The sequence below is a fragment of the Streptomyces sp. NPDC001880 genome (assembly GCF_053594575.1).
Window position 1 is genome coordinate 59,825 of the sequence record NZ_JBSFET010000004.1, and the last position, 19,418, is coordinate 79,242.

20 protein-coding genes and 1 pseudogene are annotated in these 19,418 nt (G+C 70.6%); 13 read left to right on the forward strand and 8 right to left on the reverse strand.

Annotated elements, in window-relative coordinates; translation table 11 throughout:
• Positions 1-172: 172 nt before the first annotated feature.
• The 3 genes from ACWCQ6_RS03855 (at position 173) to ACWCQ6_RS03865 (ending at position 3,407) form a co-directional block, all read left to right on the forward strand.
• Complete coding sequence (locus ACWCQ6_RS03855; protein WP_451085170.1) at positions 173-1,519, forward strand: sensor histidine kinase; 1,347 nt, start codon at positions 173-175, stop codon at positions 1,517-1,519.
• Positions 1,516-2,199 carry a response regulator gene (locus ACWCQ6_RS03860; RefSeq protein WP_451085171.1) on the forward strand — a complete coding sequence of 228 codons (684 nt, stop codon included), beginning with the start codon at positions 1,516-1,518 and terminating at the stop codon, positions 2,197-2,199. Before ACWCQ6_RS03855 ends, ACWCQ6_RS03860 begins: the two co-directional genes overlap by 4 nt.
• 161 nt (positions 2,200-2,360) lie before the next feature.
• The gene (locus ACWCQ6_RS03865) at positions 2,361-3,407 is read left to right on the forward strand and encodes an alpha/beta hydrolase (protein ID WP_451085172.1); all 1,047 of its coding nucleotides are present in this window, start codon (positions 2,361-2,363) and stop codon (positions 3,405-3,407) included.
• A 27-nt stretch (positions 3,408-3,434) separates the two neighbouring features.
• Here the strand turns inward: ACWCQ6_RS03865 and ACWCQ6_RS03870 are convergent.
• The 4 genes and pseudogenes from ACWCQ6_RS03870 to ACWCQ6_RS03885 form a co-directional block, all read right to left on the reverse strand.
• Positions 3,435-3,578 (reverse strand): annotated as a pseudogene (locus ACWCQ6_RS03870) (aldo/keto reductase); the annotation flags it as partial.
• A gap of 17 nt (positions 3,579-3,595) precedes the next feature.
• The gene (locus ACWCQ6_RS03875) at positions 3,596-4,057 is read right to left on the reverse strand and encodes a MerR family transcriptional regulator (RefSeq protein ID WP_451085173.1); all 462 of its coding nucleotides are present in this window, start codon (positions 4,055-4,057) and stop codon (positions 3,596-3,598) included.
• A gap of 359 nt (positions 4,058-4,416) precedes the next feature.
• The gene (locus ACWCQ6_RS03880) at positions 4,417-5,667 is read right to left on the reverse strand and encodes a PP2C family protein-serine/threonine phosphatase (RefSeq protein WP_451085174.1); all 1,251 of its coding nucleotides are present in this window, start codon (positions 5,665-5,667) and stop codon (positions 4,417-4,419) included.
• A gap of 555 nt (positions 5,668-6,222) precedes the next feature.
• Positions 6,223-6,780, reverse strand: coding sequence for a hemerythrin domain-containing protein (locus ACWCQ6_RS03885; protein ID WP_451085336.1), 558 nt, complete (start codon positions 6,778-6,780; stop codon positions 6,223-6,225).
• Positions 6,781-7,079: 299 nt separating this feature from the next.
• Here ACWCQ6_RS03885 and ACWCQ6_RS03890 point away from each other — a divergent pair, with 299 nt between their 5' ends.
• A complete protein-coding gene (locus ACWCQ6_RS03890; protein ID WP_451085175.1) occupies positions 7,080-7,901 on the forward strand; it encodes a serine hydrolase domain-containing protein in 822 nt (273 codons plus the stop codon).
• A 6-nt stretch (positions 7,902-7,907) separates the two neighbouring features.
• Here ACWCQ6_RS03890 and ACWCQ6_RS03895 read toward each other — a convergent pair whose 3' ends face one another.
• Positions 7,908-8,342 carry an ATP-binding protein gene (locus ACWCQ6_RS03895; protein ID WP_451085176.1) on the reverse strand — a complete coding sequence of 145 codons (435 nt, stop codon included), beginning with the start codon at positions 8,340-8,342 and terminating at the stop codon, positions 7,908-7,910.
• 87 nt (positions 8,343-8,429) lie between these two features.
• Between ACWCQ6_RS03895 and ACWCQ6_RS03900 the strand changes: the two genes are divergently transcribed.
• Entirely contained in the window at positions 8,430-9,278 is an 849-nt protein-coding gene (locus ACWCQ6_RS03900; RefSeq protein ID WP_451085177.1) for a helix-turn-helix domain-containing protein, read from the forward strand.
• Positions 9,238-9,501 carry a DUF397 domain-containing protein gene (locus ACWCQ6_RS03905; protein WP_451085178.1) on the forward strand — a complete coding sequence of 88 codons (264 nt, stop codon included), beginning with the start codon at positions 9,238-9,240 and terminating at the stop codon, positions 9,499-9,501. Before ACWCQ6_RS03900 ends, ACWCQ6_RS03905 begins: the two co-directional genes overlap by 41 nt.
• A 71-nt stretch (positions 9,502-9,572) precedes the next feature.
• On the opposite strand, the gene ACWCQ6_RS03910 is transcribed toward ACWCQ6_RS03905, so the two are convergent.
• Positions 9,573-10,772 carry an eCIS core domain-containing protein gene (locus tag ACWCQ6_RS03910; RefSeq protein WP_451085179.1) on the reverse strand — a complete coding sequence of 400 codons (1,200 nt, stop codon included), beginning with the start codon at positions 10,770-10,772 and terminating at the stop codon, positions 9,573-9,575.
• A gap of 206 nt (positions 10,773-10,978) precedes the next feature.
• Here ACWCQ6_RS03910 and ACWCQ6_RS03915 point away from each other — a divergent pair, with 206 nt between their 5' ends.
• On the forward strand, positions 10,979-11,569 hold the full coding sequence (locus ACWCQ6_RS03915) for a GNAT family N-acetyltransferase (RefSeq protein ID WP_451085180.1): 591 nt from the start codon (positions 10,979-10,981) through the stop codon (positions 11,567-11,569).
• A 41-nt stretch (positions 11,570-11,610) separates the two neighbouring features.
• Here the strand turns inward: ACWCQ6_RS03915 and ACWCQ6_RS03920 are convergent, their stop codons facing one another.
• Complete coding sequence (locus ACWCQ6_RS03920; protein ID WP_451085181.1) at positions 11,611-12,267, reverse strand: pirin family protein; 657 nt, start codon at positions 12,265-12,267, stop codon at positions 11,611-11,613.
• Between the two features lie 403 nt (positions 12,268-12,670).
• On the opposite strand from ACWCQ6_RS03920, the gene ACWCQ6_RS03925 reads away from it, so the two are divergent.
• The 5 genes from ACWCQ6_RS03925 (at position 12,671) to fabF (ending at position 17,570) form a co-directional block, all read left to right on the forward strand.
• Positions 12,671-13,870 carry a PucR family transcriptional regulator gene (locus ACWCQ6_RS03925; protein ID WP_451085182.1) on the forward strand — a complete coding sequence of 400 codons (1,200 nt, stop codon included), beginning with the start codon at positions 12,671-12,673 and terminating at the stop codon, positions 13,868-13,870.
• Between the two features lie 89 nt (positions 13,871-13,959).
• Positions 13,960-14,874, forward strand: a complete 915-nt coding sequence (locus tag ACWCQ6_RS03930; protein WP_451085183.1) for an ACP S-malonyltransferase — start codon at positions 13,960-13,962, stop codon at positions 14,872-14,874.
• Positions 14,875-14,887: 13 nt separating this feature from the next.
• Positions 14,888-15,919 carry a beta-ketoacyl-ACP synthase 3 gene (locus ACWCQ6_RS03935; protein WP_451085184.1) on the forward strand — a complete coding sequence of 344 codons (1,032 nt, stop codon included), beginning with the start codon at positions 14,888-14,890 and terminating at the stop codon, positions 15,917-15,919.
• 63 nt (positions 15,920-15,982) lie between these two features.
• Positions 15,983-16,231, forward strand: a complete 249-nt coding sequence (locus ACWCQ6_RS03940; RefSeq protein WP_451085185.1) for an acyl carrier protein — start codon at positions 15,983-15,985, stop codon at positions 16,229-16,231.
• Between the two features lie 76 nt (positions 16,232-16,307).
• Positions 16,308-17,570, forward strand: a complete 1,263-nt coding sequence (gene fabF, locus ACWCQ6_RS03945) for a beta-ketoacyl-ACP synthase II (protein ID WP_451085186.1) — start codon at positions 16,308-16,310, stop codon at positions 17,568-17,570.
• Between the two features lie 85 nt (positions 17,571-17,655).
• Here the strand turns inward: fabF and ACWCQ6_RS03950 are convergent, their stop codons facing one another.
• Positions 17,656-18,150 carry a DUF3145 domain-containing protein gene (locus tag ACWCQ6_RS03950; RefSeq protein WP_451085187.1) on the reverse strand — a complete coding sequence of 165 codons (495 nt, stop codon included), beginning with the start codon at positions 18,148-18,150 and terminating at the stop codon, positions 17,656-17,658.
• A gap of 350 nt (positions 18,151-18,500) precedes the next feature.
• Here ACWCQ6_RS03950 and ACWCQ6_RS03955 point away from each other — a divergent pair, with 350 nt between their 5' ends.
• Complete coding sequence (locus ACWCQ6_RS03955; RefSeq protein WP_451085188.1) at positions 18,501-19,409, forward strand: SGNH/GDSL hydrolase family protein; 909 nt, start codon at positions 18,501-18,503, stop codon at positions 19,407-19,409.
• The last annotated feature ends 9 nt before the right edge of the window (positions 19,410-19,418 follow it).

Here is a 19,418-nt window from a genome sequence, read left to right on the forward strand (position 1 = left end):
GTCGGCCGGTAGTACCCCCGTACGAGAGGCCCGGCGGCGGACCGGAACCCAGGTATGACGCCACCGGGCAGGTCCGCTCCCCAGGGCGTGTTTCGAAAGTCCCGCCTGGTCGGGGGCGCCCCCTCCGGGCGGACGACGCCACTCTCGAAACACGTCCTAGGCTGATGCGGTCATGACCACTTCCCCGCCCCATGCCCCGACCGGGGCGCCGCCGCGCCCGCAGCCCGCCGCCGACGGCCTGCTGAGCGCCGCCCGCCGCAATCTGTGCGAAATCACCCACGGCCTCTCGCATCCGTCCCATCCCCCGGTTCCGCCGCTCGCGGACGCGCCCAAGCGGTGGCGGAGGCTGCTGCCGTACGTGGTCGTCCTCGCCCTCGGGGCGGTCTTCGTCCCGGTCACGCTCAATGTGCTGACCAACGACTACGGTGTGGGCCAGGGACTGGCGGGCCTGCTGACCGTCGCCCAGACGGCGCCGCTGCTGATGCTGGCGCACCGCCCGTTGCAGGCGTGGTGGATCGTCTTCCCCGCGGACATTCTGGGGGCGCTGGTCCTGCTGGAGTACCCGGACCCGCCGACGGGCATCTGGCCGTGGCCCCCGCCCACACTGATCTGCTACCTCTTCGTGATGCTGGCGGTGGCCCTGCGCGAGACCCGGCGGACCGTGGCCTCCGTCTGGGCGCTGACCGCCTTGGCGAGCCTGGTCCTGCACCTGGGCGGCACCGGCCGCAGCAATGGCACCTCGGCGCTGCTCCCGGCGTTCGGCGCGGTGCTCATGGTGATCGGTGCGGTGATCCGGGAACGGGGCGACGCGCAGCGCCGGCTCGCCGAGCAGGAGACCATCAGCGAGGCGGAGCGGGCGCAGCGCACGCTGCTGGAGGAGCGCGCCAGGATCGCCCGTGAGCTGCACGACGTGGTCGCGCACCACATGTCCGTGATCACGGTCCAGGCCGACTCCGCGCCCTACCGGATCAGCGGCCTGCCCGAGCAGGCGCGCGAGGAGTTCGAGGCGATAGCGGCGAGCGCGCGGGAGTCGCTGACGGAGATGCGGCGGCTGCTCACGGTGCTGCGCAGCGACGGAACCAAGGGCGAGCGGGCACCGCAGCCGGGGCTCGACCGGGTGCAGCAGCTGGTGGAGGCGACGGTACGGGCGGGGCTGCCGGCCGAGCTGTCGCTCCCGGCCCAACTACCCGACGTACCGCAGGCGGTGGATGTGTCGGCGTACCGGATCGTGCAGGAGGCGCTGGCCAATGTGATCCGCCACGCGCCCGGTGCGCGGACCCGGGTGTCGGTCACGTCCGACGGCGCGCATCTGACCGTCCTGGTGGTCAACGACCCTGCGGAGCAACCCTTTTCGCCGCTGGAGACGACCGGGACGGGGCACGGCCTGGTCGGTATGCGCGAACGAGTACGGTTGACCGGCGGCACGCTGGACACCGGACCGCTGCCCGACGGCGGCTTCCGGGTGGCCGCGCGGCTGCCCCTGACCCCTGTTGCTCCCACGGTTCCGGAGGACTCTTGACCATCCGCGTGATCATCGTCGACGACCAGGCCATGGTGCGGGCGGGGTTCGCGGCGCTGCTCTCGGCGCAGAGCGATATCGACGTGGTCGGTGAGGCCCCGGACGGGCGCCAGGGCATCGAGGTCAGCCGGAGCGTCCACCCGGACGTGGTCCTGATGGATGTCCGGATGCCCGAGATGGACGGTCTGGCGGCGGCCCGCGAACTGCTGAACCCCCCGGCGGGGGTGGTGCACCGGCCGAAGGTCCTGATGCTCACCACGTTCGACGTGGACGACTACGTGTACGAGGCACTGCGCGCCGGGGCGTCCGGCTTCCTGCTGAAGGACGCACCGCCCGCGGACCTGATCTCGGCGGTGCGGGTGGTCGCGGCGGGCGAGGCGCTGCTCGCCCCGTCCGTGACCCGTCGACTGATCGCGGACTTCGCCCGCCAGGGCCCGACCGGGGCCACCCGCAGCGGCCAGTCGCTGCGGCTGAACGGGCTGACTCCGCGCGAGACGGAGGTGCTCGAACTGATCGCGCGGGGCCTGTCCAACCAGGAGATCGCGGGGAAGCTGGTGCTGGCCGAGCAGACGGTGAAGACACACATCGGCCGGGTGCTGGCCAAGCTGGACCTGCGGGACCGGGCACAGGCGGTGATCTTCGCGTACGAGGCGGGGGTGGTGGTGCCGGGCGAGGGGTGAGGGTCCTCCCGCTCGCCCGGAGCCCATACGCCCTACCCCGGTATGACTCCGTACTTGGCCCCCTGGTGTGACGCCCCCGGACCCGCCCTCTCCCTACCTTCCTCCCCGTCGCGCCGCACGGCGCACGGGAGCCGGAACAGCCGGAGAGGGAGGGCGAGGGGATGCCCCGTTACGCGAGGGCTCTGGTCGCGTTCGCACTGGCCACGACCATGGTGGCGGGGTCGGCCGGGTGGGCGTCCGGGAACGCCCAGCAGGCCCTCACCGGGCCGCCCCCGGGCACCGCGGCCTGGCGTGCGGACCACGCGCCGGGCCGGGAGCTGCCCGACCCGGGACGGAGCACCCCGGCCGAAGTGGCCCGCTTCTTCCAGGGGTTGACCGAAGCACAGCAACAGGCCCTGGCCATACGCCATCCGCTCGTCGTCGGCAATCTGGACGGCGTCCCGGTCGAACTGCGCTACCGGGCCAACGCCCTTTCCCTGCAGGCCAGTCACGACCGCCGGTACGCCCACCTCGGAAAGGGCCGGGGGCGGCAGATCCTCGCGTTCGACCCGCGCGGGCGCGGCCAGGTCGCCGAGGTCTTCGGGGACCTGCGCACCGCGCGGCATGTCGCGGTCGTGGTACCGGGCTCGGACATCGACGCCGGGACCTTCGGCCGTACGCACGATGTGTACGGCACTCCGGCCGGCATGGCGAAGGCGCTGTACGCCCGGACCGGGCCCGGCAGTGCGGTCATCGCCTGGGCCGGGTACACCACCCCCGTGGGCCTCGGCATCGATGCCGCGACGGGCTCGCTCGCCGAGGCGGGGGCCGACCGGCTGGAGCGGTTCACGGACGGTCTCGCGGCCGACGGCGTGCCCGCGCCCGCCGTGTTCTGCCACAGCTACGGCTCCGTCGTGTGCGGGCTCGCCGCGCCCCGGCTGCGCGCCCGGGACCTGGTGGTCCTCGGCTCGCCCGGGATGCGCGCGGACGATGTCGCCGATCTGCAGACCGGCGCCCGGGTCTGGGCCGCGAAGGACGCCACGGACTGGATCGACGACGTACCGAACGTCGAGGTGGCGGGGCTGGGCCACGGCCCCGACCCGGCCTCCCCGGAGTTCGGCGCGCGCCGCGTCCCGGCCGACGACGCCCGCGGTCACACCGGCTACTTCGCCCCGGGCACGGACTCGCTCCGCGCCTTCGCCGCGATCACGGAGGAGAAGGCGCGGTGAGTGCCCGGTAAGTCCCCGGGCAGCCGCCTACTCGCGCGCTGCGGACGTCAGGCTCATGTCCGGGTACCGGTCCCCGGGCATCGGCCCCGCGATCGGCTCCAGCTGCGCCAACTCCTCGGCGGTAAGCATGAGTCGGGTGGCCGTCACGTTCTCCAGCAGCCTGCTGCTCCTTGCGTTCACGGACGCGGTCAGGCACTGGGCCCTTCCGGCGCCCGCCGGGCGCTCGCGTAGAAGTCGATCTTGTAGTCGAGCACGGCGAGGGTGTCCTGGAGCTCCGCGATCCGCGTCCTCACGTCGCGGCGGGTCGCCTCCAGCAGCTCCTGCCGTTCCTCGAAGGTGTGCTCGCCCTCGCGCAGCAGCTCCGCGTACCGGACCATGTCGGCGACCGGCATCCCGGTCAGCCGCAGCTTGCCGACGAAGGCCAGCCAGTCCAGGTCGCGGTTGGTGAAGCGGCGCTGGCCGGTGTGGGACCGGTCGACGTGCGGCATCAGCCCGATCCGCTCGTACCAGCGCAGGGTGTGCGCGGTGAGCCCGGTGAGGGCCGCGACCTCGCTGATGGTGTACCGGTCCTGCCCCTCGGGACGCGGATGCGCCTGCGGGGCCGTGGCGCAGGCGTCCACCTTCGCGGAAGTGCTCTCCATCACCGTCATGCCCTCCACGCTAGAACCTTGGAGTGCACTCGAAGCAAGCACAATGCGGGACAGAGTGGTGGCAGCTGCCGAACCCTCTTCAGAGGCCGGGGGTGGACCGGGAGCAGACGAGGGAGCAGGAAGATCACGACGTAGGCGATCATTGTCTCCGCGAGGTGCGCGAGGAACCCAGAGAAGTCCCGGGCAGGGGTGGCACGGGCGCTCGGCCGGCACCGAGGAGGGCGGACCAGCAGGATCCTGGGCCGTCCGCTCGCTCTGGTGGTCACGGGCGGCAGCACGAACGACCGCCCCCGGGGTCACCGCCGTGATGGAGGCGATACAGGTATCCGGGCTCGGGCCCGGACGAACCACGGGCCCAGTCACCTTCGTCGGCTTCCGGGATCAGTTCGGCTGGTCCCCGATGTACCGGTAGATCCCGCCGGCCGAGTTGATCTGCCACTGAGGTGGTGCCGGCGGTGGTGACCGTGACCAACGGGATGGGGTGTGAGGTGCGGCCGGTGGGACGGGGCGCGCTTGATGACCAGGAGGGCGGCGTCGTCGGCGGGGCAGCCGCCGATGTGGGTGAGCAGATCGCGGTGGATGTGGTGCAGCAGAGTGTCGGGGCTGCCGGCAGGGAAGGAGGCGACTCGTTCGGCGAGCGGGTAGAACGCGCCGGACGAGTCGCGGGCTTCGATGACACCGTCGGTGTAGAGGACGAGCATGTCACCAGATGTGAAGGTGAAGGGGTCGATGCGGTCGTCCTCGATCGGTCGTTCGCACACGCCCAGCGGAGGCAGGGGCTCTCGGGCGTGCAGGGCCGTGACCTGCTGATCGTGCACCAGCAGGGGCGGAGGGTGCCCGCGGTTGATCATCTCGGCGGCCAAGGGTGCGTCGTCGGGGAGTTCCAGGACGAGGCAGGTGGTGAAGTGTTCGCCGGGGTCGTGCTCGGTGTCCGCCACGTCCTCCAGGTTCCGGGAGACGCTGTCTTCGAGGGCAGTCACCAGCTCGGGGAGGGTGGCCTGCCGGTGAGCGCCCTCTCGGAATGCCCCCAGCACCAGCGAGGCCTCGCCGATGGCGGCCAGCCCGTTGCCCCGGACATCGCCGATGACCACCCGGGTCGCGGCATGCGCGGCGCGGGCGAACGCGAACAGATCACCCCCGATCTCGGCCTCGTCCTGCGCGGACATATACAGCCATGCCACCTGCAACGGCCCGATCCGGCGTGGCGGAGGCCGAAGCAGCACCCTCTGAGCCGTCTCGGCCACAGAGCGTGCCAGGCTCAGTGCCCGGTCGCGCCGCTCCCGCACGAACCGCATGAAGAGCACCAAGGCGGAGAGCACGGCCAGCGCGGCGATCTGCGCCATGCGGTTGGGCGTGGTCAGTCCGCCGAGGGAGACGGCGATGAACACTTGGGCCGCCACTGCCAGGACCCCGGCGACAGCGGTGAGGCGTGTCCCGGCGAGGGAGGCGGTCAGAGCGGGCGCAATGACCAGCAAGGGGCCCAGCTGGACATCGGGCCCGGTGTAGATGTCCAGCACGGTGATCGTCACGATCAGCACGAACGGGATCGCCACCAGACCACGGCCTGATGGCGGCTCCAGGAAGTGATCCCACGAACGTCGCACATCCATATCCCCCTCATGTTCCATCGACAGCGCACCGCCAGCCAGCCGACGAGCACGTATCGGGTCTCCTGCCATGGGTTCTACGCGGGCAGCCGCTTCCTGCTCCGCCACGGCCTCGGTCACGGCAGTGGACTCGCCCGCGGACACGACCAGGCCGCACCAAGCGCGGAACGAGCGCCTCCACAAGAACAGTCACTGTAAGCGCCTGTGGAAATACCGTTAGCAACAGCCGGGGGTGAGGAGGCCGGGCGCCGTGGCGGCGGCCCGGCACCGCGCACGGGGCCGGAACCGTCCCGGGCCGCTTCCCGAAGCGAGCAGCCAGCCACGTTCGTATCCCCGCCGACGCCGGACTTTGCGGCACCCGCACACGGACACCGAGGCAGGACGCACGCCTGGCGTGCCAACGCGACCACGCCCTCGCCTTCACCGACGGAAGGAAATCCCATGGCAGACATCACGAAGATCAGTGCGTACATCTACACGGCCGACGTGCTCGAAGCGGACACCGACGGCAGGGTCTGCCTGGGCATCGCGGGGCGCGAGTTCCACCCGGCTCGGGGTTCAGCCGGTGGTTGTGCGGAGCAGGTCGCGTACCCGGTCCACCAGACCGGCTCCAGGAACGAGCAGTCTGTTGGCGGGCGGAGTGTTCGGGAGGGATGGATGGGGGCGGGTGGGGGCTGTTTCCCTGGCCCGGCGCACCAGCCGGCCGAGTGCGTCCAGCTTCTCGGGCGGGAGAGCCGCTGCGAGTTTCGGGAACAGTTCGTGCTCTTCCTCGCGCACGTGGGAGGCGACCTCGAACCTCAGCTTCGCGATCGTGTCGTTGAACTGCGGGTCATCGACGTTTCGGACTTCGAGGTCCTTGAGCATCTGCTCGACTCCGGCGTGATCGGCGAGTTCCTTGTCTGCCAGTGCCGCACCGTGCGGTACGTGGTTGCGCACCGCGGGATAGAGATGCAGTTCCTCGGCGACCGTGTGCCGAACCAGTTCCGCGGTCAGACGGTCCGCCAACACCCGCCGCCGGGGGTGGTCAACCGGCTGCAACTCGATCTGCGAAAACAACGCCTCAAGTTCACGATGGTCGGCCATCAGCTCCACGATCACATCGCCACCAGGTTCCATCACGGCTCCCTTCCTTCAGTTCATCGCCCCTCGGAAGGAGGGCGCAAGCACACAGACAACAGGCCCGGGACACGGAATCTGCGCTCCGCGCGCGAGAGCAGCCCCGTCACTCACCTCTCCGGCGCAGCCAATACGGGACCGCCTCGTCGGCCCTCTTCCCCCGCTCGTCGAGGCGCGCACGCCTTAGGAAGAACGGGACGTCATGGGTCTCCCCTGCTCGAGCGCAGCCGAGAGCTTGGGGAAGTAGCTGTCGTCGTGCGCCCACCAGGGATTACGGGACAGCCCTTAGGCTCGTACGCATGCAGAGCCTGGCGATGATCGACAACTGGCCCGTCCCCACCGCGGCGGCTGCCGTCGTACGAGCGGACGGCACCGTTCTCGGTACGCACGGCCCGACCGCGCACCGATTCCCGCTCGCCTCCGTCACCAAGCCGATCGCGGCCTACGCGGCGCTGGTGGCGTACGAGGAGGGCGCGATCGAGTTCGACGAACCGGCCGGGCCCGAGGGGTCCACCGTCCGGCACCTGCTCGCCCACACCAGCGGGCTCGCCTTCGACGAGCACCGTACGATGTCCGCGCCCGGCACCCGCCGGATCTACTCCAACGCGGGCTTCGAGGTGCTCGGCGACCACATAGCCAAGGCCACCGACATCCCGTTCCCGGAGTACGTGCGCCAGGCCGTACTGGAACCGCTGGGCATGACTGCGACGACGGTGGACGGCTCGCCCGCCAAGGACGGCGTCTCGACCGTCGACGACCTCGTGCGGTTCGCGGCGGAGGTGCAGGTGCCCCGGCTGCTCGACCCGCACACGGTGCTCGCCGCGCAGACCGTCGTACACCCGGGCCTGAAGGGCGTGCTGCCGGGCTACGGACACCAGAACCCCAACGACTGGGGACTCGGCTTCGAGATCCGGGATTCCAAGTCACCGCATTGGACGGGCAGTTCCTCGTCGCCCGCGACCTTCGGGCACTTCGGGCAGTCGGGCACGTTCCTGTGGATCGACCCGGTCGCGGGCGCGGCGTGCGTCGCGCTGACCGACCGGGCCTTCGGCCCGTGGGCGGTGGAGGCATGGCCGCCGTTCACGGACGCGGTGCTCGCGGAGCTGCGCTCCGGCCGCTGAGGGGGATCACCGGTCCGCCGCCTTCGCGGCCAGGCACTCGAACCACACCGTCTTGCCGCGCCCGTCCCGGCGCGGCTCGACGCCCCACCAGTCGGTGAGCGCGGCGACCAGCAGCAACCCGCGCCCGCCCTCGTCGAGTTCGTCTCCGACGACCATCCTCGGCACGTCCGGACAGCCGTCCGCGACCTCGACCCGCACGCCCCCGGTCGGGAGCAGGAAGATGAACGTCTGACAGCGACGGCCGGGCACGTGCCGTACGACGTTCGCGATCAGCTCGGTCAGCGCCAGCTCCGCCGCGTCGGCCACCTCCAGGAGTTCCCAGCCGGTGAGGTAGAGGTGCAGGATGCGGCGCAGATGCCGCGCGGAGTGCTCGCCCACCGCGAAGTCGGCGTGGTAGGTCGGCTCGATACTCTCCGGCGGCGGAGCAGTTACGTGATTCATGTCACCAGAGTGCAGCGGTTTGACTACGCTCGGCTACGTACGGAAACGAACGCCGCGAGGCGTTGAACGCCGGAGGTGCGCCCCGCCGTGGCCAACATCCACACGCTCGACCCGAGCGCTTCCCCACTGGATTACTACGGCTGGGAACTGCGCCGCCAGAGAGAGGCCGCCGGCCTCAAGCAGAATCAGCTCGGCGACATCATCTTCTGCACGGGCTCCTTGATCGGTCAGATCGAGACCACCAAGAAGGTGCCCACCCGCGACTTCTCCGAGCGCGTGGACGCGGCGCTCAACACGGGCGGGGTGTTCTCGCGGCTGATCGGCCTGGTCCTGCACAGCCAACTGCCCGCCTGGTTCCAACCGTACGCAGAGATGGAGGCCAAAGCGGCATATATCTCCACCTACCAGGCGCAGATGGTGTACGGGTTGTTGCAGACGGAGGACTACGCGCGGGCGCTGCTGGCCACCGGCCTGCCTGACGACCTCGAAGGCCTGGTGGCTGCTCGCATGGAACGCCAGCGCATCCTGGAGCGGGAACTGCCACCGCTCGCATGGGTCGTCCTCGACGAGGCCGCACTGTACCGGCCGATCGGCGGCTACCAAGTCATGCGGGACCAACTCAGCCGCCTGTTGGAGTATGCAGACCGTCGGTGGACGCGAATCCAGGTGCTGCCCTTCGAGGCGGGCGAACACGCGAGCCTTGCTGGGTCGTTCAACCTCCTCCGCTTCGAAAACGACCCCGACCTCGTCTACACGGAGGACGTCATCTCCGGTCACATGACTGCCAGCCCCGACACCATCAGGGAAGCCTCGCTCCGTTACGCTCACTTGCAGGCTGCGGCACTCTCCGTTGAGGCGTCGACCGCACTGATCGCCCGCGTGATGGAGGAGCGTTATGGAAACCAGTCGCGACCTGAAGAACGCGCCGTGGCGTAAGTCCAGTTACAGCGGAAACACCGGCGGCGACTGCGTCGAGTGCACCGTCACCGGCGGCGCCGCATGGCGCAAGTCCAGCTACAGCGGCACCAGCGGCGGCGACTGCCTCGAAGTGGTCGACGGTCTCCCCTGCGCCGTGCCCGTGCGCGACAGCAAGAACCCGGACGGGCCGGTCCTGGTCGTCGGGGCGGACGCCTGGCGGGCGTTCGTGGGCACGCTCTGAGGTCGTCCGAAGCCTGAACGGCGAAGGGGCCCGAGGACGACCGACCGTCGTCCCGGGCCCCTTCGTCCTCGTCAGACGAGCGGTTCGATCATGTGGGTCCGGTGCTGGGACCGCGTGGCCGCGTTGCCCGACCAGGCCGTTCGGTTCGGGTCGAGTCCCACACCGTTGGCGAGGCCGAGACGGGCGATCACGGCATTGTGCTCGATGCAGGCCTGCTTCAGGGGGTCGATGAAGTCGTTCTGCAGATCCGCCTGCGCGACCGCCGCCCCGGCGGTCACCTTCGCGTCGATGAAGTCGTAAACCCTTTCCAGCTGTTCGGACCGGGGCGTGATGGCACCGTCCCCGGCGAAGTTGAGGTCCGGTCCGCCGCTGCCCGGGTCGTCGTTACGGACCGCCGGTTCGGGACCGAGCGCGAAGTTGGCCGGAACGTTCTTCAATGCCTTGGACACGGCGTTGAGTTGGGCGCTGTTGCTCGTGAACGCGGTCGGGGCGACCGGCGCCAGAGCCGTCACGACATCGGTCAGCTGGCCCGGGGTGAGGAGCCCGGCAAATTTTTCGAGCAGTGACTTGGGCACGATGTGGTGCAGGGTGTGCACGAGCGCGTTGCCCGGGTTGGCCGCCTTCTGCGCGGCCAAGGCGTTCTTCGTCGGATTGTTCTTCCAGTCACCGGCTCGCTGAACCGGCGTCCCGGCGGTCGACGGCGCATGCGATTCCGGCTTCACCCGGTCGCCGGGCGCCCCGGTCCGTACCGGTGCGGACATGACCCGGCGGGCGTTCTGCTCCGCGGCCCGCTCATAGGTGTCCGAAGGGTCGGAGATCCGCAGGCCCGCGCCGTTGTCGGTGCCGGCAACCGCGCCCTGCCGTTGCTGGATGACGTGGGTCAGTTCATGGGCGAGGGTGTGCTTGTCGCCTCCGCCCGCGCCGACGACGACATGGTGGCCGGAGGTGTAGGCGCGGGCGCCGACCTCGGCGGCGGAGGCCCGTGCGGCGCTGTCGTCGTGAATGCGTACGTCGGAGAAGTCGGCGCCGAGGCGCGACTCCATCTCCTCCCGGAGTCCGGTGTCCATCGGCTTGCCGCCGGTACGCAGGACGTCGTGGACGGCGGAACGCTGCACCTCGTGCTGGTGCTCCTCCGAATGCTGCTGCTCCTCGGGCTGCGCCCAGGAGTGTCCGGCCTGGCGGAGCAGCTGGACGACGGCGGCGTTGCCGAGGCTGCTCTGAAGGGTGAGCGGCAGGTGCTCGGGGAGCTCGCCCGTCTCCGGCCGTCTCACCGGGGTACGCGCGCGAGCGGAACCACGGGTGCGTTCGGAGTCTCGTGCGCGCATCAGAAGCCTTCCGTAAGGGTGCACGGGGTGGTGGTGGCCCCTCCATCACTACGCGGAACATGCAGGTGCGGGCCAGGTACACGGGGGCAGAATCGGTCGGCCCGCCGGACAGAGAGGCATGGCCGACGCGACACCCGCTACTCTCCTCGGCCATGGCCGACACAGTCCGCGCTACCGCCGCCGATGTCCCCGCACTCGCCGCCGTACTCGCCAGTGCCTATGCCGAGGATCCCGTCTGGAGCTGGCTGATGCCGCGCGACCGGGACCGGCGGCTGCGGCTGCTGTTCACCGCGCATCTGGCCCAGCAGGTCCCGGCCGGCCGCGTGTGGACCGATCCGGACCGCACCGTCGCGGCGGTGTGGGCGGAGCCCGGGAAATGGAAGCTGCCGATGACGTACCTGCTGCGCAACGCGGGGCCACTCGTACGCGCGGCAAGGACTCAACTCCCACGTACGGCCGGGCGGTTGTTCGCCATGGAGCACCGTCACCCGGCCGGTCCCGAGCACTGGTACGTCGAGTACATCGGCACCCGGGCGGACGCGCGCGGCACGGGGCGCGGGGCGCGGGTGCTCGGCGGGCTGCTGGAGCGGGCGGACGCGGACGGGCGGCCGGTCTTCCTGGAGTCCAGCAACCGCCGCAATCTCACCTTCTACCAGCGGCACGGCTTCGTGGTGCACGAGGAGATGACGTTCCGGTCCGGGCCGCCGATGTGGTCGATGTGGCGCCGGGACAGCGGCCGGTAGGTCAGGCCGGCGGTTCCCGGTTCGGCACCTCGGCCGGTAGGTCAGGCAGACAGTTCCCAGATCAGCACCTCGGCCGGTCCGGTCGCGACCAGCTCCAGCCCTTCCTCCCCGGTGATCCGTACCGAGTCGCCCGGCTCCAGCTCCTCGTCGCCGAGCCGTACGCCCCCGGCCACCACCTGGACGTACACCCGCGCCGCGTCCGGCAGCGCCGCCCGCTCCCCCGTGGCCGGCCTGCGCACATGGAGCAGCGCACCGGCCGCAGGGAGGGCGTAGGGGGCATCGTCGGTGAGGCCGGGGACGATCGAGTACGAGGGTTCGCCGCCCGGTTCGAGGGGTGCCAGCCACATCTGGACGAACGTCAGCGGGGCGGCCCCGTCGTTGCGTTCGACGTGGCGCACGCCGGAGGCGGCGCTGAGGTGCTGGAGGTCGCCGGGGCGTACGAGCGTGGCATGGCCGGTGGAGTCGCGGTGGGTCAGCTCGCCCTCGACGACCCAGGTGACGATCTCCGTATGGCTGTGGGGGTGTTCGTCGAAGCCCGCGCCGGGCTCCAGCCGCTCCGTGTTGCAGGCCAGGATCGGGCCGAAGCGCAGATTGTCCGGGTCGTAGAAGCTGCCGAAGGAGAAGGCGTGCCGGGACAGGATGCCGGCGTCCTGGTCGCCGCCCTGGTACCGGTCCTCGGCGCGGTGTACGGAGATCACCCGCCCACGGTAGCCGGGCGGGAGCACGGGGGAATCCCCGGGCGGGAGCACGGGGGAATCCCCGGGCGGGAGCACGGGGGAATCCCCGGGCGGGAGCGCGGGGGAATCCCCGGGCGGGAGCACGGGGGAATCCCCGGGCGGGAGCACGGGGGAATCCCCGGGCGGGAGCACGGGGGAATCCCCGGGCGGGAGCACAGAGAAGCCCCCGGGCGGGGGCACGGGAGAAACCCCCGCGCGGGAACGCAGAGAAGCCCCCGGGCAGGGGCACGGGAGAAACCCCCGCGCGGGAACGCAGAGAAGCCCCCGGGCGGGAACGCGGGAACCCCCGGCCGCTACCCGCCGGTACGACCCGCGGTCGCCCCGGCTCTCCGCGCCCGTGGCCTGATAAGGCACTCTTGTCTCCGTGTCCCGACCCGATCCTGAACAGCCCGATGCGAACGCCGCCCACCTGCATGCCGCGACCCTGAAGCGTCTGGAACAGTCCTCCGGCCGGCTCGCCGCGAACGCGATCGCCCGCATGGACGAGTCGCTGCCGTGGTACCGGGCGATGCCTCCTGAGAACCGGTCCTGGATCGGCCTGGTGGCCCAGGCCGGTATCGCGGCGTTCACCGAGTGGTTCCGGCACCCGGAGACCCCTCAGGCCATCTCCACCGACGTTTTCGGGACGGCTCCGCGCGAGCTGACCCGGGCGATCACCCTGCGGCAGACCGTCGAGATGGTGCGTACGACGATCGAGGTCATGGAGGCCGCGATCGAGGAGGTCGCCGCGCCCGGCGACGAGTCGGTGCTGCGCGAGGCGCTGCTCGTCTACGCCCGGGAGATCGCCTTCGCGACCGCCCAGGTGTACGCGCAGGCCGCCGAGGCGCGCGGCGCCTGGGACGCCCGGCTGGAATCGCTCGTGGTGAACGCGGTGCTGTCCGGCGAGGCCGACGAGGGCGCCGTGTCACGCGCCGCGGCGCTCGGCTGGAACTCCCCCGAGCACGTCTGCGTGGTGCTCGGCACCGCTCCGGACGGCGACAGCGAGCTGACCGTGGAGGCGATCAGGCGGGCCGCCCGGCACGCCAAGCTCCAGGTCCTGACCGGGGTGCTCGGCAACCGCCTGGTGGTCATCGCGGGCGGCAGCGACAACCCGTTGCAGGTCGCGAAGGCGCTGATCGGCCCGTACGCGGCGGGCCCCGTCGTCGCCGGACCCGTGGTGCCCGACCTGCTGGCGGCGACCCGGTCCGCGCAGGCCGCGGCCGCCGGACTCAGGGCGTGCGCTGCCTGGCAGGACGCCCCCCGGCCGGTGCTCGCCGACGATCTGCTGCCGGAGCGCGCGATGGCGGGCGACCCCGCCGCGCGGGACCAGTTGGTGGAGGAGATCTACAGACCGCTGGAAGAAGCGGGCTCCGCTCTGCTCGAAACTCTCAGTGTGTATCTGGAGCAGGCAAGCAGTCTGGAGGGCGCGGCCAGAATGCTGTTCGTCCACCCGAACACCGTGCGCTACCGGCTCCGACGTGTGACAGACGTCACCGGATGGTCCCCTTCCGACGTTCGCTCGGCATTCACGCTGCGGATCGCCCTGATCCTGGGGCGCTTGGTCGCGAGAGATCCTCAGTCCTAGACTTTTGTCGGACATCAACAATTCCCCATACGGTTCTTCGTCCCTGTCCCCACGGGTGTTCCGGACCGTTCACAAGAGAGAGTGTGAGGGTGCTCGTACTCGTCGCTCCCGGCCAAGGCGCTCAGACGCCCGGCTTCCTGACTCCCTGGCTCGACCTCCCCGGTGCCGCCGACCGCATCGCGGGCTGGTCCGACGCCATCGGGCTCGACCTCGCCCACTACGGCACCAAGGCCGACGCGGATGAGATCCGTGACACCGCGGTGGCGCAGCCGCTGCTGGTGGCCGCCGGTCTGCTGTCCGCCGCCGCACTCGATGCGTCGCCGAACGTCGTCGCAGGTCACAGCGTTGGTGAGATCACCGCAGCCGCCCTCGCCGGAGTCATCGGCGACGAGGCCGCGCTGCGTCTCGTACGGGCCCGCGGGCTCGCCATGGCCGAGGCCGCGGCGGTCACCGAGACCGGCATGGCGGCGCTGCTGGGCGGCGACCCCGATGTGTCGGTCGCACACCTGGAGAAGCTCGGGCTGACCCCGGCGAACGTCAACGGGGCGGGTCAGATCGTCGCCGCGGGCACCGCCGCGCAGATCGCCGCGCTGGTCGAGGACAAGCCCGAGGGTGTGCGCCGCGTGGTGCCCCTCAAGGTCGCCGGTGCCTTCCACACGAGCCACATGGCCCCCGCCGTCGACCGGCTGCGCGAGGCCGCCGCCGAGCTGGCGCCCGCCGACCCGGCCGTGACCTACATCTCGAACGCCGACGGAAAGGCCGTCGCCACCGGCGACGAGGTCATCTCCCGGCTGGTCGGCCAGGTGGCCAACCCGGTCCGCTGGGACCTGTGCATGGAGACCTTCAAGGAGCTGGGCGTCACGGCTCTCATCGAGGCGTGCCCCGGCGGCACCCTCACGGGGCTCGCCAAGCGCGCGCTGCCCGGTGTCCAGACACTCGCGCTCAAGACCCCCGACGACCTCGACGCGGCCCGCGCGCTCATCTCCGAGCACGTGGGCGCCTAAGGAGCCCGAGAGAATGTCGAAGATCAAGCCCAGCCAAGGCGCCCCGTACGCGCGGATCATGGGTGTCGGCGGCTACCGCCCGACCCGGGTCGTGCCCAACGAGGTGATTCTCGAAAAGATCGACTCGTCCGACGAGTGGATCCGCTCGCGCTCCGGCATCGCCACCCGCCACTGGGCGAACGACGAGGAGACCGTCGCCGCGATGTCGATCGAGGCGTCCGGCAAGGCCATCGCGGACGCCGGGATCCGTCCCGACCAGATCGGGGCCGTGGTCGTCTCCACCGTCTCGCACTTCGCGCAGACGCCCGCGATCGCCACCGAGATCGCCGACAAGCTCGGCACCGACAAGGCCGCCGCGTTCGACATCTCGGCGGGCTGCGCCGGCTTCGGCTACGGACTGACCCTCGCCAAGGGCATGATCGTCGAGGGTTCGGCGGAGTACGTCCTGGTCATCGGTGTGGAGCGGCTGTCCGACCTGACCGACCTGGAGGACCGGGCGACGGCCTTCCTGTTCGGCGACGGCGCCGGCGCGGTCATCGTCGGGCCTTCCGATGTTCCGGCCATAGGCCCGACCGTGTGGGGCTCCGAGGGCGACAAGGCCGGCACGATCAAGCAGACCGTGCCGTGGAACCAGTTCCACATCGGCGACGTGTCGCAGCTCCCGCTCGACTCCCAGGGCAACGTCAAGTTCCCGGCCATCACGCAGGAGGGCCAGGCGGTCTTCCGCTGGGCCGTCTTCGAGATGGCGAAGGTCGCCCAGCAGGCGCTGGACGCGGCCGGGATCGCACCGGAAGACCTGGACGTCTTCATTCCGCACCAGGCCAACATGCGGATCATCGACTCGATGGTGAAGACCCTGAAGCTGCCGGAGAACGTCACCGTCGCCCGCGACGTGGAGACCACCGGCAACACCTCCGCCGCCTCGATTCCGCTCGCGATGGAGCGGCTTCTGGCGACCGGTCAGGCGAAGAGCGGCGACACCGCGCTCGTCATCGGCTTCGGGGCGGGTCTCGTCTACGCCGCAACGGTCGTTACCCTCCCCTAGGCACACCGGGCCGTTTCGGCCCGCACGTCCCAACCTGCAGATAAACATCGAAGGAGCGCCAACATGGCCGCCACTCAGGAAGAGATCGTCAAGGGTCTCGCCGAGATCGTCAACGAGATCGCCGGTATCCCGGTCGAGGACGTCCAGCTGGACAAGTCCTTCACCGACGACCTGGACGTCGACTCGCTGTCCATGGTCGAGGTCGTCGTCGCCGCCGAGGAGCGCTTCGACGTGAAGATCCCCGACGACGACGTCAAGAACCTCAAGACGGTCGGCGACGCTGCCGAATACATCCTCAAGCACCAGGGCTGATCAGCCTGCACCTGTGTCGCCACCCGGCGGTGGCGCCGCTGATTCACGACCCTCTACACGTGGAGAAGATTTTCCAGTGAACTCGACCAATCGCACCGTGGTCGTCACCGGTATCGGCGCAACCACTCCGCTGGGTGGCGACTCGGCGTCGACCTGGGAAGGTCTGACGGCCGGCCGTTCCGGCGTCAAGCCTCTCGAGGGCGAACGTTTCGCCGAACTGCCCGTCCGGATCGCTGCCCTCGCGGCTGTCGACCCGGGCGACGTCCTGCCCCGTCCGCTCGCCCGCAAGCTGGACCGCTCGGCGCAGTTCGCGCTGATCGCGGCCCGCGAGGCCTGGGCGGACGCCGGTTTCACCGGCAAGGCCGGCGAGGACGAGAAGATCCAGCCCGAGCGGCTGGGCTCGGTCATCGCCTCCGGCATCGGCGGCGTGACCACTCTGCTCGACCAGTACGACGTGCTCAAGGAGAAGGGCGTACGCCGCGTCTCCCCGCACACCGTGCCCATGCTCATGCCCAACGGCCCGGCCGCCAACGTCGGCCTCGAGGTCAACGCCCAGGCCGGTGTCCACACCCCGGTCTCCGCCTGCGCCTCGGGTGCCGAGGCGATCGGGTACGCCATCGAGATGATCCGCACCGGCCGCGCCGATGTGGTCCTCGCCGGTGGCACCGAGGCGGCGGTCCACCCGCTGCCGATCGCCGCGTTCGCCAACATGATGGCGATGTCCAAGCACAACGAGGAGCCCGAGAAGGCCTCCCGCCCGTACGACACGCGCCGTGACGGCTTCGTCCTCGGCGAGGGCGCCGGAGTGGTCGTCCTGGAGTCCGCGGAGCACGCCGCGGCGCGTGGCGCCAAGGTCTACTGCGAGGTGCTGGGCCAGGGGCTGTCCGCGGACGCCCACCACATCGCGCAGCCCGAGCCGACCGGGCGCGGTATCGCCGCCGCGATGCAGAACCTGCTGGACCAGACGGACCTCAAGCCGTCCGAGATCGTGCACCTCAACGCGCACGCCACGTCGACGCCGCAGGGCGATGTCGCGGAGCTGAAGGCCCTGCGCAAGGTCCTGGGCGACGACCTCGACCATGTCGCGATCTCCGCGACGAAGTCGATGACCGGTCACCTCCTCGGTGGCGCGGGCGGTATCGAGACCGTCGCGACGGTCCTGGCGCTGCACCACCGGACGGCTCCGCCCACGATCAACGTGGAGCACCTCGACGAGGACGTGGAGGCCGACATCGTGCGTGACACGCCCCGGCCGCTGCCGGAGGGCTCGATCGCCGCGATCAACAACTCGTTCGGATTCGGCGGGCACAACGTGGTCCTGGCGTTCCGCAGCGTCTGACCTGCACGACGAGGCCCGCCTTCCCTCCTGGGAAGGCGGGCCTCGTCCGTTTCGGGGGCTCCCCCCGATTGCCGGTCGGTCCTACTCACACCACCTGGTGCAACCACCGCACCGGCGCGCCCTCGCCCGCGTGGCGGAAGGACTCCAGTTCGTCGTCCCACGGCTTGCCGAGCAGTTTGGCGATCTCGGCCTCCAGGTCGGTCTCGCCCTGGGCGGACCTGGCCAGCGCCGCCCGCAGCCGGTCCTCGGGGACCAGGATGTCGCCGTGCATGCCGGTGACGGCGTGGAAGATGCCGAGGCCGGGCGTGGAGCTGTAGCGCTCGCCCTCCGACGTGGCGTTCGGCTCCGCCGTCACCTCGAAGCGCAGCAGGTCCCAGCCCCGCAGCGCGGAGGCGAGCTTGGACGCCGTGCCGGGGCGCGCCTGCCAGGAGAACTCGGACCGCCAGGTGCCGGGCGCGGCAGGCTGTCTGATCCAGTCCAGCTGGACCCGCACACCGAGGACACTGCCCACCGCCCATTCGACATGGGGGCAGAGCGCGCGCGGTGCGGAGTGAACGTACAGAACTCCACGTGTCGTCACCGGGACCTCCAGTGTGGGACGAAGTTCGCCTTCCCCAGCGGTCTCGTACCCGTACCGTCTGTTCTCGGCCGGATCCCGAGGTTGTCATCAGTAAACAGCATCGGGGTGAAACTCCTGAAAAGGGACAGTATGTGACGTGATGTGATTTCCTGAAAGCCACCCGAGTGGAGCCGGGCGGGGGAACGCGCCGCTGGTTCGACGAGGAAAAGCTACCGCGCGGCGGGGGCCCAGGTGTGACGTACGGTCGGTCCTGGGCCCATCAATCGCTCAGCTTTCACCCGCCGGAGCGGCCGGGCCTTCAGACCGGTGCCACCAGGGGTTGCCGGGGGCACAACCGAGGGGACCAAGGGATGCAGGATCGTTCCGCCCGTCGCCGTTCGCGTAGCGCGGCCGCCGTCCTGGCGGCCGTCTCGGTGCTCGGCACGGTCGTGCTGACGGGCTGTGAATCCGGCCCGGAGGGAACGACGAAGGGGGCGGCCGCGCAGCCTTCGCCCAGGCCGGGCCCGGTCTGGGACCGCGAGCCGGGTTCCCTGGCCGCCGTCGGCGACTCCATCACCCGCGGCTTCGACGCCTGTTCGGTGCTGGCGGACTGCCCCGAGGTCTCCTGGGCGACCGGTACGGACAGCGAGGTGCGCAGCCTGGCCGTGCGGCTGCTCGGTGAGTCGGGGGCCTCCTCGCGCAGCTGGAACCACGCCGAGACGGGGGCCAGGATCGCGCAGTTGCCGGAACAGATGGCGCTGGCCGCGAAGAAGAAGCCCGATCTGGTGACGGTGATGATCGGCGCCAATGACGCCTGCCGGGACTCGGCGCGGTACATGACACCGGTGGCTGATTTCCGCTCCTCGTTCGAGGCGTCGATGCGTCAGCTGCGGGCCGGGGCGCCCAAGGCGCAGGTCTACGTGTCGAGCGTGCCGGACCTCAAGCGGCTCTGGTCGACGGGGCGCGGCAACGCACTGGGCAAGCAGATCTGGAGACTTGGGATCTGTCAGTCGATGCTGGGCGACGCGGACGACATGAGCGCACGGGCGGCGGCCCGGCGCGCATCGGTGCAGGAGCGGGTCGTGGCGTACAACAAGGTGCTCCGGGAGGTGTGCGCGAAGGACCGGCGCTGCCGTTACGACGGCGGGGCGGTCTTCGACTACCCGTTCACCGGCAGGCAGCTCAGCCGGTGGGACTGGTTCCATCCGGGGCGCGACGGGCAGGCGAGGCTGGCGGAGATCGCGTACCGCAATGTCACCGCCGCCCGGCCTCCGGCGTAAGGTCCGTGA